This window comes from Gemmatimonas sp. (assembly GCF_031426495.1).
GTDB lineage: Bacteria > Gemmatimonadota > Gemmatimonadetes > Gemmatimonadales > Gemmatimonadaceae > Gemmatimonas.
Window position 1 is genome coordinate 37411 of the sequence record NZ_JANPLK010000015.1, and the last position, 14583, is coordinate 51993.

12 protein-coding genes are annotated in these 14583 nt (G+C 66.7%); 7 read left to right on the forward strand and 5 right to left on the reverse strand.

Annotated features, from left to right (window positions below; genetic code table 11):
* The first annotated feature begins 2 nt into the window (after positions 1–2).
* From RMP10_RS04900 to RMP10_RS04910, 3 genes are read left to right on the forward strand one after another with little or no spacing between them, the layout of a single operon-like run.
* Positions 3–1220, forward strand: a complete 1218-nt coding sequence (locus tag RMP10_RS04900) for an FtsX-like permease family protein (RefSeq protein WP_310569287.1) — start codon at positions 3–5, stop codon at positions 1218–1220.
* Positions 1213–1962 (forward strand): ABC transporter ATP-binding protein, encoded by a 750-nt coding sequence (locus RMP10_RS04905; protein WP_310569288.1) that lies wholly within the window; start codon positions 1213–1215, stop codon positions 1960–1962. The genes RMP10_RS04900 and RMP10_RS04905 overlap by 8 nt, the downstream gene beginning before the upstream one ends.
* Complete coding sequence (locus RMP10_RS04910; RefSeq protein WP_310569289.1) at positions 1959–3485, forward strand: hypothetical protein; 1527 nt, start codon at positions 1959–1961, stop codon at positions 3483–3485. The genes RMP10_RS04905 and RMP10_RS04910 overlap by 4 nt, the downstream gene beginning before the upstream one ends.
* 12 nt (positions 3486–3497) lie before the next feature.
* Here the strand turns inward: RMP10_RS04910 and RMP10_RS04915 are convergent, their stop codons facing one another.
* Positions 3498–4001, reverse strand: a complete 504-nt coding sequence (locus RMP10_RS04915) for a hypothetical protein (protein WP_310569290.1) — start codon at positions 3999–4001, stop codon at positions 3498–3500.
* Positions 4002–4097: 96 nt separating this feature from the next.
* On the opposite strand from RMP10_RS04915, the gene RMP10_RS04920 reads away from it, so the two are divergent.
* The 4 genes from RMP10_RS04920 to RMP10_RS04935 all read left to right on the forward strand — a co-directional run bounded on the left by RMP10_RS04920 (position 4098) and on the right by RMP10_RS04935 (position 9677).
* Positions 4098–4964: a DUF72 domain-containing protein gene (locus tag RMP10_RS04920; RefSeq protein WP_310569291.1), complete on the forward strand. Its 867-nt coding sequence runs from the start codon at positions 4098–4100 to the stop codon at positions 4962–4964.
* A 31-nt stretch (positions 4965–4995) separates the two neighbouring features.
* Positions 4996–7698 carry a 1,4-alpha-glucan branching protein GlgB gene (glgB, locus tag RMP10_RS04925; RefSeq protein ID WP_310569292.1) on the forward strand — a complete coding sequence of 901 codons (2703 nt, stop codon included), beginning with the start codon at positions 4996–4998 and terminating at the stop codon, positions 7696–7698.
* Positions 7695–8513, forward strand: a complete 819-nt coding sequence (locus RMP10_RS04930; protein ID WP_310569293.1) for an SURF1 family protein — start codon at positions 7695–7697, stop codon at positions 8511–8513. The genes glgB and RMP10_RS04930 overlap by 4 nt, the downstream gene beginning before the upstream one ends.
* 315 nt (positions 8514–8828) lie before the next feature.
* A complete protein-coding gene (locus RMP10_RS04935; RefSeq protein WP_310569294.1) occupies positions 8829–9677 on the forward strand; it encodes a hypothetical protein in 849 nt (282 codons plus the stop codon).
* Between the two features lie 34 nt (positions 9678–9711).
* Here the strand turns inward: RMP10_RS04935 and RMP10_RS04940 are convergent, their stop codons facing one another.
* From RMP10_RS04940 to RMP10_RS04955, 4 genes are read right to left on the reverse strand one after another with little or no spacing between them, the layout of a single operon-like run.
* A complete protein-coding gene (locus RMP10_RS04940; protein WP_310569295.1) occupies positions 9712–10884 on the reverse strand; it encodes an aminotransferase class I/II-fold pyridoxal phosphate-dependent enzyme in 1173 nt (390 codons plus the stop codon).
* Positions 10877–11548 carry an acetyltransferase gene (locus RMP10_RS04945; RefSeq protein WP_310569296.1) on the reverse strand — a complete coding sequence of 224 codons (672 nt, stop codon included), beginning with the start codon at positions 11546–11548 and terminating at the stop codon, positions 10877–10879. The genes RMP10_RS04940 and RMP10_RS04945 overlap by 8 nt, the downstream gene beginning before the upstream one ends.
* Positions 11545–12141, reverse strand: a complete 597-nt coding sequence (locus RMP10_RS04950; RefSeq protein WP_310569297.1) for a sugar transferase — start codon at positions 12139–12141, stop codon at positions 11545–11547. Before RMP10_RS04950 ends, RMP10_RS04945 begins: the two co-directional genes overlap by 4 nt.
* A complete protein-coding gene (locus RMP10_RS04955; RefSeq protein WP_310569298.1) occupies positions 12141–14579 on the reverse strand; it encodes a glycosyltransferase in 2439 nt (812 codons plus the stop codon). Before RMP10_RS04955 ends, RMP10_RS04950 begins: the two co-directional genes overlap by 1 nt.
* Between the last annotated feature and the right edge of the window lie 4 nt (positions 14580–14583).

The following is a 14583-nucleotide window of genomic DNA, read 5'->3' on the forward strand; positions in this document are numbered from 1 at the left end:
TCATGATGGCCTGGGCCACCCTGCGTCGACACCCGGCCCGCACCACGCTGGCGATGCTCGGCATCGCCGTCGCGGCCGCGCTGCTGCTCGACATGGTGATGTTGGCCACGGGCATGAGCGAGTCGTTCCGATCGCTGCTGCTCACGCGAGGGTACCAGCTGCGCGTGTCACCCAAGGGGACGCTGCCCTTCGATAGCGAGGCTACCATCGACGGTGCCGGCGCCATCGTGCGCGCGTTGCGGGCGAATCCTGATATCAAGGCCGTCAGCCCCACGCTCGGCGCGACGCTGACGATCGACGGCAGCGGGATTCCGTCGGCATTTACACTGGGGCTCGAGCGCGAGGTGCAAGGCGACTATACCGTCGAAGCCGGCACCGATATCACGCGCGCTGATTCCACGTCGCCCTCGGCACTGCCTTCGGCACTGCCTCGCATCGTCGTGAGTCAGACGTTCCTCACCCGCGCGGGACACGTGGTAGGTGATACCCTCACCATCTCGTCGGGGCTGGATGCGCAGCTGCGCACGGCGGCGCGTTCCAGTCGCGTGGTGATTGGCGGCATGGGACGCTTCATCTACGTACCCGGAGAGACACCGGTCATGGCGCTCGACCTGGCGCTGCTGCGCGAACTGCTCGGGCCAAGCTTTCGTGATCGCATGTCGCTCGCCATGGCGGAGTCGCGCGGCAATGACTCGGCGTCGGTGGAAGCCGTACGCGCCTGGATTGCCACGACGCAGCCGCGCGTGACGGCCATTTCCACGGAAACCGCCATTCGCCAGGTGGAAGAGCGACTGTCCTACTTCCGGCAGTTGGCGTTCGTGCTCGGTGCCATCAGCCTCGGTATCGGCTTCTTGTTGGTCGCCACGCTGGTCACGTTGTCGGTGAACGAACGACGTGGCGAGATCGCGGTGTTGCGCGCGATCGGCACGCAACGCGTTGGCGTGCTGCAGCAGGTGTTTCTGGAAGGGCTGCTGCTCACCAGTGCCGGCATCGTTGGCGGCCTCGCGTTGGGCTTGGTCACGGCGCAATGGCTGAATGGCATTCTGCGGGATTTCCCGGGATTGCCTTCGGCGTTCGACTTTTTCGTATGGAGCCCCGACGCCGGGTGGCGCGCGCTGGTCTTGCTGCTCACGTCAGGCACACTGGCTGGACTGCTGCCGGCATGGCGCGCCGCCTCCATCCCCATCGCTCGCGCGTTGCGTGAGGAAGCCATTGGCTAACGCGTCTGAATATCGTGCCGGCACCGCCGCTGGTTCGCCGAATGAGCCAGTGATCGCCTGCGAGCACGTCGTGCGCAGCTATCCCATGGGCAGCGCCATTGTGCAGGCGGTTCGCGGCATCGATCTCACGATCGCCCGCGGCGAGTTCGCGGCGATCACGGGGGCGTCGGGGTGCGGCAAGAGTACGCTGTTGCATCTGCTTGGCGCGGTAGACATCCCCACCACGGGTCGCGTGCTCGTGAACGGGCGCGACACCGCGGCGCTGTCCGATCGTGAGGCCACCGAGTTCCGGTTGCGTCACATCGGCTTCGTATTTCAGCGGTTCTATTTGATGCCGACGCTGTCGGCTTCGGAAAACGTCGAGCTTCCGCTGGCCGAAGCGGGCATGGACAAGCGTGCGCGAAAAGCGCGGGCGCGTGAACTCTTGGGGTACGTCGGTCTGGGCGACCGGCTCGATCATCGGCCCACGCAACTGTCGGGCGGCGAGCAGCAGCGCGTGGCGATCGCACGCGCGCTCTCGAACGAGCCGGCGCTGTTACTGGCGGATGAGCCGACGGGCGAACTCGACGCCGAGACCGGCGTGCGATTGCTGGAGCTGTTCGGGCAGCTGCACCGCGACGGGCGCACGTTGGTGTTCGTGACGCACGATGCGGTCGTGGCGCAAGCCGCACAGCGCGTGATCCGCTTGCACGATGGTCGGGTCGCGTCGGATACGGCCGTGCACGCACGGAGTGGTGCGTGAGCGCGAGCGCCGGGGCGATCCGCTTGGCCATGGCGCAGCTGCTGGCGTGGCGATCGGTGTCGTCGCGGCCGCTGCGTGCGTTGCTGCTGTGCGGTGGCTTCGGCGTGGGGGTGGGGGTGATGATCGTGCTGTTGGCGGTCGGCGAAGCAATGGTGCGACAGGCCTCCCAGGAGCGACTGGTCGGCGGGGGAACGATCACGGTGCTACCCGAGGGCATCGACATCGAGGTGCTCACCACCGGTGGTCTGGGCGGCCTGTTTTTCTCGGTGCCCAACGCGCGCTTCGTGCATCGACAGGTGCTCAATGCGCCGCGCCTTGGTGACGTAGTCAGCGTGGCGGCGCCACAACTCGAGGGCAAGTTGTTGTACGTCACCACCAGCGATGGCGTTGAGCATCCGGTGCGGGCCAGCGGGGAGATCCCGTCGGCCACGCGCATGCTTGGTGCGCTGCCCACCGTGGCGGCCGGTGCGTGGGACGATGATGATGGCGATCGTCGCTGGATGACGCCGACGCCGGCTGAGCTGCGGCACGATATCGATCATTTCCACCTGCCGACACCAGGCATGGCGAACCGCAACTCGTGGGGCGAGTGGCACTACTTCAACGTGATCTCCCCCGACGCGAACCGGTGGGCATTCATCTCGTTCATCGTGGGCGGCGATGTCACCGGCGACGAGTGGGGAGGGCAGGTGCTCGTGACGCTGCACGAGCGTGGTCGAGCGCCACGCCGGTTCAGTCGCACGATCGCGAAGGAGCGCGTGCGCTTCTCCACGCGCGAGGCGAATCTCACGATCGGCAACGACAGTGTGCGTGTGCTGCCCGACGGACGGTACGCGGTGCGGGCCGACGTGCGTGAAGAAGGTACCGGTACGCCGCTCACGCTCGATCTGGTGTTGTCGCCGGCGCCACGTGTCGACTTTCCCGGCGCCACACTGGTGAGTGGTGACTTCACCTCGGGGTACGCCGTGCCCGCGTTGCGTGCCGATGCCTCGGGCTCCCTGTGTGTGGCCCGCGTGTGCGAGCAGTTCGACGCCGCGCAGGCGTATCACGACCACAACTGGGGCGGATGGCGCGGTGTGACGTGGGAGTGGGGATCGGCCCGCGCCGGCGAGTACACGCTCTTGTATGGCCGCGTCACACCCGAAGACTCCTCGGGTGGCAATGCGCCGCTCTTTGTGTACGTCACCGATGCGCAAGGATTCCTCGCGCTCTTCCGTCCACGCGTGATTCGTTACGACGATGCGCGCGAGGTGCGGACGGCGAAGGGCAACCTCAAGGTGCCGGCCACAGCGGAGTTGTTCGACGTGCGCGGTACTGACACGCTGCGGCTCCTGTTGTCGGTGGACGATGCGGTCGCGACAGATACTCGGATCGGATTGGTGGAGCGGGGCGACAGCGACGCGGCGCGCGCACTGCGCCGGCCCTGGTTCGTGCAGATGGCGGGAGAGGCGCGGCTCGAAGGCCGCGTCCGCGGTCGCGTACTCAGCGGCCGCGGACGCGGGTTCTTCGAGACGTATCGGTGATGCGCGGGTGGCTCAATTCACGCGTGAGGCAACGAGCTTGCGCGTTTCGTTCGAGAGGCGTTTGTCGCGGAGCAGCACTCGCAACCGCGAGGCATCGGCGCGCGCCTGCAGTCGCTGCTTGGCGTCGACGTTAAGCCACATGGCGTCCAGCAGCGCCTTGGCTTCGGTGTCGACGTCGCCCACCGTCGACGCGTCGGCGGCCAGGCGTTCCAGCACCATGGCGGCCTCTCGGTTGTACGACTGCGCATACAGCACGTGGGCGAGTCCGAACGTCGCCTCGGTCGGGAGCTTGCCTTCGTCGCGGTCGATCGCCGCGGCCGTCACGAACTCACGGCGGGCCACATCGAATTCGCCGTTGGCGAGCGCAAGCCGGGCGCGGGCAATATGTTCGGGGCTGGTGACAATCGGTTCGGCCACGGCGACCGTACGCGTGGCGGCAGCGGGCGATGGAACGTTGGGGAGCGTGATCGTGGAGGCCTGCAGGGCAGTCATGGCAACGAGCGCGAGCTGAAACATGGCGACTCCTCCTGGAGTGATCGTTTCGAACAGCGGGTGTTACCATGTCCGATACGTCAAAGGCCCTTCGCGGTGTCGGTTGCGGGACCGGAGGCCATGGCGTGGGCCCAAGTGCACGTGGGCAATGCCTGTGAGTCGCGGTGGGTGGCGCCGATGAGCGCGCGATTGCGGCTGGGCACGCAAGGATGGAATTATCCGGCGTGGGTCGGGCCCTTTTATCCAGCAGGCACCCGTGCCGTCGACTTTCTGCGCACGTTCACACGTGCCTTCGACGCGGTGGAGATCGACTCCACGTTCTACGCCATCCCGCCGGCCAGCACCGTGCGGGGGTGGGCGTCGCGCACGCCGCCGGAGTTCACCTTCACCTGCAAGCTGCCGCAGGAAATCACGCACGAGCGGCGATTCGTCGACGCGGTCGACGTGTTGCACGCGTTCACCGATCGCCTGCGCGATTTGGGACCGCGCCTCGGTCCTATTCTGATCCAGTGCGGTCCCGACTTCTCACCAGCGGAAGTCGATGCCTTTGCCGCTTTTCTGCCGGCCCTGCCCGCCGACCTCCGATTCGCCGTGGAGTTCAGGCAGTCGGCCTGGATCCGCAAGAGCACGTTGGCGTTGCTCAAGCGCCACGGCGTCGCGCTCGCCTTGAGCGATGGCCGATGGATTCCCCGCGACTGGCTGCTCAAACTCTGCGAACAGCCGACGGCAGATTTCGCCTACCTGCGTTGGATGGGACCTGACCGGAGCATCGTCGACTACTCACGCCTGCAGGTGGACCGCAGTGCCGAGCTCGACGCGTGGAGCCGCATGATCCCCGTGCTGCAATCGCAGGTGCGCGAGGTGTACGGCTTCGTGAACAACCACTTCGCGGGTCACGGTCCTGCCTCCCTACGGATGCTCCAAGAACGGCTCGGTCTTCCCACGGTGGACCCGCGCTCGATCGGGGATCAGCCGTCGCTGTTCTGACGCGACCCTCCTCGGGGGATATACTTCACGCATGACTGTGCCGACTGCCTCAGCCGCCGCCGCGCTCCGACTCGTTCGAGGCGAATCTGCGCTCCCGCACGACCTGCTGGGGGCGCATCCGATCACCCGTGACGGTGTGGACGGGGTCGCGATTCGCGCCTTCCAACCCAATGCGGCATCCATCGCCGCGGTGCTCGGCGAGCAGCGCTGGCCGATGGAGCGCGACGAGCATGGGTTGTTCGCGGTCTTCCTGAGCGATCGCACCGCGCCCATGCCGTATCGCCTCGAGATCACGTTCGGTGATGGGCGTGTGGTGTTGCGCGACGACCCGTACCGCTTTCTCCCCACCCTCGGCGAGATGGATCTGCATCTCTTCAACGAGGGACGCCATCTGCGATTGTGGGAGAAGCTGGGGGCGCACCTCTGCGAGATCGACGGTGTGGTCGGCACGTCGTTCGCCGTGTGGGCGCCGAACGCGACCCGTGTGTCGGTGATCGGCGCGTTCAACGGCTGGGACGGACGCGCGCATCAGATGCGCCTGCTCGGTGCCAGCGGCGTCTTCGAGCTGTTCGTGCCCGGTGTCGGCGCGGGAGCGATGTACAAGTTCGAGATTCGATCGCCGAGCGGTGCGCTGCGCGTAAAAACGGACCCGTACGCGTTCAAGATGGAGCCCGGTCCCGGGCACGCCTCGATCGTGCAGGCGCGTGACACGTACGACTGGAAGGACGGTGCCTGGCTGGCCCAGCGCGCCGACGCCGATCCGCTGCGTGAGCCGATGCTCGTGTACGAAGTCCATCTCGGCTCCTGGATGCGCGGTGAGCACAATCGTCTGCTCACCTATCGCGAGTTGGCGCCGCGGCTGGCTGAGCATGTGAAGCGCATGGGGTTCACGCATGTCGAGCTGCTGCCGGTTCTCGAGCATCCGTTCGGCGGCTCGTGGGGCTACCAGGTGGGCGGCTATTTCGCCCCTACGTCGCGACATGGCTCGCCCGATGATTTCCGTGCGTTCGTGGATACGATGCACGAGGCGGGTATCGGCGTGCTGCTGGATTGGGTGCCGGCGCATTTCCCGAAGGACGATTGGGCCCTACGCCGCTTCGATGGCACGGCCTGCTACGAACACGAGGATCCGCGACTCGGCGATCACCCCGAGTGGGGCACGCACATCTTCAACTACGCGCGCTACGAAGTACGCAACTTCCTCCTCGCGAACGCGCTGTACTGGATCGAGGAGTTCCACATCGACGGACTACGCGTCGACGCGGTGGCGTCGATGTTGTACCTCGACTACGGCCGCGAAGCGGGCCAGTGGCTCCGCAACCGATTCGGCGGACGCGAGAATCTCGAAGCGGTGTCGTTCCTCAAGCAGCTGAATCACGCCGTGCACTCGCTGCATCCGGGCGTGATCACGGTGGCCGAGGAGAGCACGTCGTGGCCGAAGGTCACGCACCCGATTAGCGAGGGGGGACTTGGCTTCACGCTGAAGTGGAACATGGGCTGGATGCACGACACGCTCGACTACTTCAAGGTCGATCCCTTCTTCCGCAAGGGCGCGCACGATAAGCTCACGTTCGCGATGATGTACGAGTACAGCGAGCGGTTCATGAATCCGTTGTCGCACGACGAAGTCGTGCATCTCAAGAAGTCGCTGGCCGAGAAGATGCCAGGCGACATCTGGCAGCGTTTCGCGAATCTGCGAGCACTGATCGGCTACTCGATCACGCGTCCCGGCAAGTCGCTGTTCTTCATGGGCACCGAGCTCGGCTCGCATCACGAGTGGAATCACGACATCAGTCTCGAATGGCATCTGATGGGTGATGCTCGACGCCAGGGACTGATGGCGTTCATGGAATCGCTTGGCGCGCTGTACCGTCAGCATTCGTGCTTCTGGCGTCGTGACCACGAACCGTCGGGCTTCGGCTGGATCGACGTCTCCGACAAGGAGCAGTCGGTGCTGTCGTATGCACGATACGATGGGGCCTCGCACGCGATCGTCGTGCTCAATCTCACGCCGGTACCGCGCGAGGCGTATCGTCTCGGTGCACCGGCCATGGGCACGTACCATGTAGTGCTCAACTCCGACGCGACCGCGTTCGGCGGCAGCGGATACGCCGTGGCCGAGACGGCGGAGGCGGAGCTCATGCCGTATCACGGCTTCCCGCAGTCGCTCACGGTGTCGTTGCCGCCGCTGAGCATGCTGGTGCTGCTGCCGGCCGAGCAGCCGGACGCGCGCGTCGTGGTCGATGTGGTTGCGCTGTTGCCGGAACCGGGCACGTCGCGCTCGAAGCAGGAGAAGCCTCTGAAGGCGCCGAAGACTCCGAAGCCGGCCAAGGAGCCGAAGCGTGAGAAGGAGCCGAAGCCGGCGAAGGAGCCGAAGCCGGCGAAGGAGCCGAAGCGCGAGAAGGCTCCCAAGCCGACGAAGGAGCCGAAGCGCGAGAAGGCCCCGAAGCTGGCGAAGGAGCCGAAGCGCGAGAAGGCCCCGAAGCCGGCCAAGGAGCCGAAGCGCGAGAAGTCGGCGAAGGCGTCGAAGCCGGAGAAGGCCTTGACGGAGGCGAAGGCCCTTCAGCTTGAGACGAAGCCGGCTCGAAAGCCGGCGTCGAAAACGGCCGCGAAGCCCACGTTGGGGTCGCGCGCATCGACTACGGCCGTGCGCACCGCCAGCCGGCCAACGCCGCGTAAGACTCGTCCGACGAAGGTGACGCCGCCGCCCACGCCGCCGACGAACGAGTCATGAGGCGTCGCAGCACAACGACGTTGGTGTTCGGCGTGCTCACGGTGATCGCCGCTGCCGTGTGCATTCGACTGGGTATCTGGCAGCTCGATCGGCTCACACAGCGGCGCGCGCAGAACGCGATCGTATTGGCGCGCGGTACGATGCCGGTGGTCAGTGTGTCCACGCTGCAGCGTATCGACACCACCGAGTCGCATTGGCGCCGTGTGCACATTCGCGGCGTCGCCGATTACGCCGGCGAAGTGGTGCATGCTACGCGTTCGCAGGCTGGCTCGCCGGGCGTGCATCTGCTCACCCCGGTGCGGCCGCTGGACGGGGCGTGGGGCGATACCGCGGTGCTCGTGCTGCGCGGTTTTGTGTACTCGCCTGATGGACGCACGTTCGATCGAGATAAGGCGCGGGAGGTCGACACGCTCGACCTCGATGCGCTCGTGATCTCCTACCCTGCGCACAAGCCGGGCAAGGTGCAGATGCAGACGGCCACCCGCGCCGTGCGTCTGCTCGACCGCGACACGATCGCCGCGCTCACCGGTCATCCGCTGGCGCCCTTCCTGTTGTTGGCGCTGGGCGACACGGCCATGTACGACATTGTGAAAGCCGCGCGCGTGCCCCCGCCGTCGCCATCCGAAGGACCGCACCAGTCGTACGCCATGCAGTGGTTCGGATTTGCTCTCGTGTTTCTCCTGGGCTTTGTGGCGTTCACGTGGGGGCCGGGGCGCGGCACTGCGGGCGCCTTGTCGGAGAACGATCCGGACCGCGACATGGGTGGCGTGGGCAACGCGCAAAACGAAAAGGTTGCGCGGACGCCAGCCGACTAAACGAGCTCGACTGTACGCTTGCCGCCACGAGTGGTGTAGGGGGAGTGCGACAGCATGCCGTCCGCGTGACGATTGGGGCCATCCGGATGGGCGAATATGGCAGCGTGATACCGTCACGCCACCGGCACGAATAGCACACCGCTGGCCCTGTGTGCCGTCACGCCGCGCTTACCTGCTACGTCGTTGGTCCTACATGGTCAGAGCGCAAACATCACAAAACTGCTCTAGGATAGAAGCGGGCACGGCCGTTGCTTCCTCTTCGTCTGCGCCGGACATGATGTCCGGCCCTCAAGAACTGGAGACACGATGCACGCGATGCGGCGTACGCAGGGCTGGACGAAGGGCAGCGCGGTATTGGCGGTCGTTGGAGCGGCCATGCTGCTCGGCGCGCGGCCGGTCGCGGCGCAATCCGGCTCCTGTGAAAGTGCCACCACGGCCAGCCGCATCGGGACGCAGGTCGCGCTCGGCGCCCTCGCCACGGGCCTCGAATACCAGTCGATGGCGCGCGGCGGTGCCTGGCGCATGGCCGACGAGAGCGCGCCGATGGCGATCGTGGCCGATCCGAGCTCGCATCTCCATGCCCTCGGTTCGTATCATCTGGCCCGGACCGCCGTCCATGCCACCTGCGCCGATCGGGCCAGCCGCGTGCAGGCCGCGTGGAAGAGCGCCGGCGTCGCGCTGGCGATCGGCACCGTGAAGGAAGTGGCCGACGGCTACTACAACGGCTTCAGCGCAGTCGATCTGGGCGTGGATGCGATGGGCGCCGGCTACGCGGTGGCGCAGGCGTACCTCCCCGTGCTCGAGAAGATCACCCCGTCGTTCTCGGTGGCGCCGCGCGCCTTCCTGAACAAGCGTGGCCCGCGTGGCGCGCTGGTGGATTATTCGAACCAGACCGTCTGGCTGTCGGCCAACGTGCACGATCTGCTGCCGTCTACCGCGGCGAAGGCGTGGCCGTCGCCGGTTCGTCTGTCGGTCGGACGTCGCGCCTTTGGTAGCACCACGCCGAGCAAGTATGTGATCGGCCTCGATCTCGACGCCGCACGGTTGCCGGGCAACAACCCGGCCTGGGTGCACGTGAAGAACTTCCTGCACTCGGTACGCCTGCCGGGCCCGGCGCTCGTCATGAGCGGCAACGGCACGAAGAGCTTCGGCCTGTACTGGTAACTGCTCGCGACGGTGATTCAGCGGGGCCGCGGCACTACGCCGCGGCGTGACCCGTATCGGTGCGTCCAGCGGCAACGCATAACCGCACAACCTCGATCACGCGATCCTGTTGTGCGACCGTGAGCGACGAGCCACTCGGCAGGCAGAGGCCCGTCGCGAAGAGTGCATCGGATACGCGGCCGCCGATCACGCGACAGCCGGCGAATACCGGCTGCTGATGCATCGGCTTCCACACCGGTCGTGCTTCGATCTGCTGCGCCTCGAGTGCCAGCCGCACCGTTTCGAAATCGGCGCCGAAACGCGCGGCATTGATCGTGAGCGTGGTGAGCCAGCGCGTGGAGAGCATGCCGCCGCGACCGTACGTGGCTTCGGGCATGAGCGCGAGGCCCGGTAAGACGCCGAGGCCCGAACGGTAGCGGTCAAACACCGTCCGCCGCGCAGCAACGCGCGCGTCGAGCACTTCGAGCTGTCCGCGGCCGATACCGGCCAGCACGTTGCTGAGCCGGTAGTTGTAGCCTACGTGCCGGTGTTCGTAGTGCGGCACCGGCTCGCGCGCCTGCGTGGCCAGCGTGCGCACACGCTGCGCGACATGCGCATGCGGCGTGATCAGCATGCCGCCGCCAGACGTCGTGATGATCTTGTTGCCATTGAACGAATAAAAGCCGACGTCGCCGAACGTGCCGGCCGCGCGACCCTCGTATGTGGCACCGAGCGCTTCGGCGGCATCCTCGATCAACAGCACGCCATGGGCGGTGCAGGCGTCGGCAATCGGCCGTACGTCCGCACACTGACCGTACAAATGCACCAGCACCACCGCACGTGGCAGCGCATTGCGTCGCGCCGCGTCCTGCAGCGCTTCCACGAAGAGCGAGGGGTCCATGTTCCACGAGTCGGCGTCCGCATCGACGAACACCGGGACCGCGCTGACATAGCGCAGCGGAAACACGGATGCGGCAAAGGTCAACGAGCTCACCCAGACCTCGTCACCCGCGCCGATGCCGAGCGCTTCGAGCGCCAGGTGCAGCGCGGCGGTGCCGGAGCTGAGGGCCACGGCGTGTGGGGCGCCCGTGTATGCGCAAAGCTCCCGCTCGAACGCATCCACGTGCGGGCCGAGTGGGGCGATCCAGTTCGTCCGAAACGCTTCAAGAACTAATTGCTCTTCGCGCTCGCCCAGATGCGGCGGCGAGAGATAAATGCGTTCATGCATGATGGTCACGATGCCAGCCCGATGGGCGTTCTTTGATCGTCTTGGCCGGCACGCCGACCGCGGTCACATTCGCCGGCAGGTCACGACACACCACTGCGCCCGCGCCGACAATACTCCATTCACCAATCGATATCCCCTGGATCACCTGGCTGCCGGTGCCCACGTCCGTGCCTTCGCCCACGGTCACCGCGCCGCTCACGTTCACGCCGGGCGCGAGCGTCGCGTAGTCGCACAGCACGTCGTCGTGCGAAATCGTGCAGCCGATGCCCACGGTCACGAACGCACCCACCCGAATGTCCACCGTGAACACGGCGCCGGCCCCGACAACGGTGCCCTCGCCGAGTGAGACGCGCCCTCCCATCGTGACCGACGGATGCACAATGGTCGGGAACGTCGTGAGTGGGCACCGCACGCGCTGCACCAGGCGATGCTTGAGGGCGGGACTGCCCACGGCCACGACCACGGAAATCGGTTGTGTGCGGGCCCGCACCCACTCGCTGCTGCCGATGACCGGCAAGTCGCCGGATCTCGTGCCCCGAAGGGCTGGGTCGTCGGAGAGAAAGCCGAGGACCGACCATCGCGGCTCGAGCGCGTTGAGGTCTTCCAGCATCTGCGCGACTTCGCGCCCGAGGCCACCGGCGCCATAGATCACGATCTCGTTCATCGTGCGCTTCCTTCGAAGACTGACATAGTGGCTTCGCCCTGTGCGCTGACGCCCGTACGTCGCAGTACCGTGGTAAACGTGCGCACGAGAATCCGCAGGTCGAGCATGAGCGACTGATGCTCGACATACCACACATCGAGGCGGAACCGCTCGTCCCACGACACGGCGTTGCGCCCGTGCACCTGCGCCCATCCCGTCACACCGGGCCGTACCTCGTGACGTCGGGCCTGCTCCGGGGTGTAGCGGTCGAGATACTCCATCAGCAGCGGACGTGGTCCGACCAAAGACATGTCACCACGCAGCACGTTCCAGAGCTCCGGCAGTTCATCCAGACTGGTGGAACGCAGCAGCTTACCGAACGGCGTGAGTCGGTCGGCATCGGGCAGCGCGCGGCCGTCGCGGCCGACCGCATCGCGCATCGTGCGGAACTTGACCATCGTGAACGGACGGCCGTGCAGCCCCGGGCGCTGTTGCCGGAACAGCACCGGCGTGCCAAGGTTCAGGCGCACAGCGAGCGCCAGGAGCAGCAGCAGCGGCGAGGTGATGAGCAGTACCGAAGCGGCGATGACGATGTCGAGCGTGCGCTTGATCATCACGCCGCCCGTCCGTGAACGTCTGCGCTCGGCTCCGCAGCGACCGATCGATCCACATCCAGGCCGGTACCACGCAGCGCGGCGTCGTACAACTGGTCGTGAAGTGCCGTGATGTGCCGCAGCGCGGCCTCCCGCTCGATCCACGCGGCGGCACGGTCGGCGCGCGCGCGCGCCTCCACCGGCTGTCGCAGCAGAGTGGCCAGTGCGTCCGCGAGCGCATTCACGTGGCCGGTGCGATAGCTCAAACCGCGTCCCTGGGCCACGAGATCACGCGATCCGCGGGCGTCAGAGGTGATCACGGGTACGTGCATCGCCATTGCCTCGAGCAGGCAACGCGGCAATCCCTCACGCTTCGACGGCAGCAGCAGGGCATCCGTGCTGGCCACGACGGCAGCCACGTCGCGACGATGTCCGAGAAAGCGCACGTGATCCGCCACGCCCCGCGCCACCGCGAGCGCCTCGACGGTGGCACGACGCGGGCCGTCGCCAAGAAAGAGTACGGTCGGCATGGCCGTGACCCGACTCGCGAGCAGCGCGAGCGCCTCGATCACATCCGCCTGGCGTTTGTTGCGGTTGAACTCAGCCACCACGGCGATCAGTGGCTGCGATTCGCCGAAGCCCAGCCCGTGTCGCGTGGTGCGCCGATCGACGGCCGACGCGGCATGATAGTGACGCGCGTCGACGCCGATGCCGGGGTGATGCACGATCCGGCCAGGCGGCGCCAGCTGATCCTTCGTCGCGATTGCGAGGTCATCGGCATTGATCACGACGAGGTAGTCCGTCCACGCCGCCGCCGTGCGCTCGACCGCGCGGAACAGCGCGTTGCGCAAGCGACTGGCGCCCGGATACGCGTGAAAGCCATGCGCCGTGTAGATCACCTTCGTCGTTGGTGCACGATCTCGCAGCGCGAAGCGCGTGATCCAAGCCGCGATCGGCGTATGCACATGCACGAGATCGTAGGCGCCATCGGCCACGATGGCGCGCACCTGTCGCGGCGCGCCCCAGAGCGCGCGCCACGTACGCCACGCGTGCCGCACCCCGCCTACACGACGCTGCCACGAGGCATCGAACAGCCGGTCGTAGTGCATGCCAAGTCCGGCGTGCGTCGTGGCACCGGCTGCCAGCGCATCCACCTGCCAGCCGCGCGCACGGAAGTGATCGGCATAGGGCAACAGAAACGCACTCAGTGTCGTGCTGATGGTCGTGACCACCAGCACTCGTGGTGCCCGCTCGACTGGTGCGGCGCGATGCAAGGGCACCGATGCGGTACCAGCGCTCGCCGAGACCCACAGGCGTGCATAGGCAGCGCACTCGATCGGCGCCGCGTACTGCGCTCGTATGCGTGCCGTCGCCAGGTGCCCGCACTCGGCGCGTCGGGCCTCATGGTTGACCAGTCGAAGCGCCGCGTCCGTCAGGGCGGTCACATCACCAACCGGGGCGACCTCGCCACTTCGGCCGACAAGCTGCGCCGCGTCGCCGACGTCGGTAACGACACAGGGCACGCCGCAGCTCATCGCCTCGGCCACGGCATTGGGGCTTCCTTCGCTACGCGACGTGAGCATTACGAGGTCGCACGCGTTGTAGATCGCGGGCATGTCGCGGCGCTCGCCGCAGCGCACCACGCGACGGCCAAGCGCTGGTACCTCGGAGACCCGCGCTGCCATTGCTGCGTCGAGCGGACATGGCTGCGCTGCGGTGCCCGCTTCGGTACCCGTACCAACCAACAGGAAGTGGATGTTCGAAGTTCGCGCGGCGATCTGTGCGGCCACGCGAAGAAAGGTGTCGTGGTCCTTGAGCGGATCCACCCGCGCGGCCATGCCGATCACGACGGCGTTGGCCGGAACGCCGAGCACTTGTCGGGTGGCAGACCGGCTTGCCGCATTCGGCGTGAAGCGCTCGGTATCGACCCCATTGGGTATCACAACCGTACGCGTGGCGGCGTAACCAAGCGCCTCGTGCTGGCGCGCCGCGCGTGACGAGTTGTAGATCACCGCCTGCGGGTGACTCGAGAAGCGCGCCATGAGCTGTATGAGCCAACGCAGCTTTCTCGGCTCCGATTCCCACGCGTCGAGCGCGTGCCGGACGTTCCACAGCACCGGCCAATGTTCGCGACTCGTCATCGAGAGTAACGAGGCTGCGAAGCTGGCGTGGTACATCCATCCCTGAATCACGTCGGCCCGTACGTCCCGCGCGATTGCCCGCAGGTCGCGTAACGCCTTCCATGAGGCGTGTCCGCGTGCGAGTCCGAGTGCACGGACGTTCACGCCCATCGCCTCCAGCTCGTTGGCACGCGTGCCACGCGTGGTCAGTGAGACCACCGCGTGGCGCGACGGATCCTCCGCGCCGCGAATGACACGGACGAGGCTCGCCTCAGCACCACCGGTTCCGAGACCGGTGATGATGTGCAGCAGACGAGGAGACGCGGTGGACGTGGGCATGGTG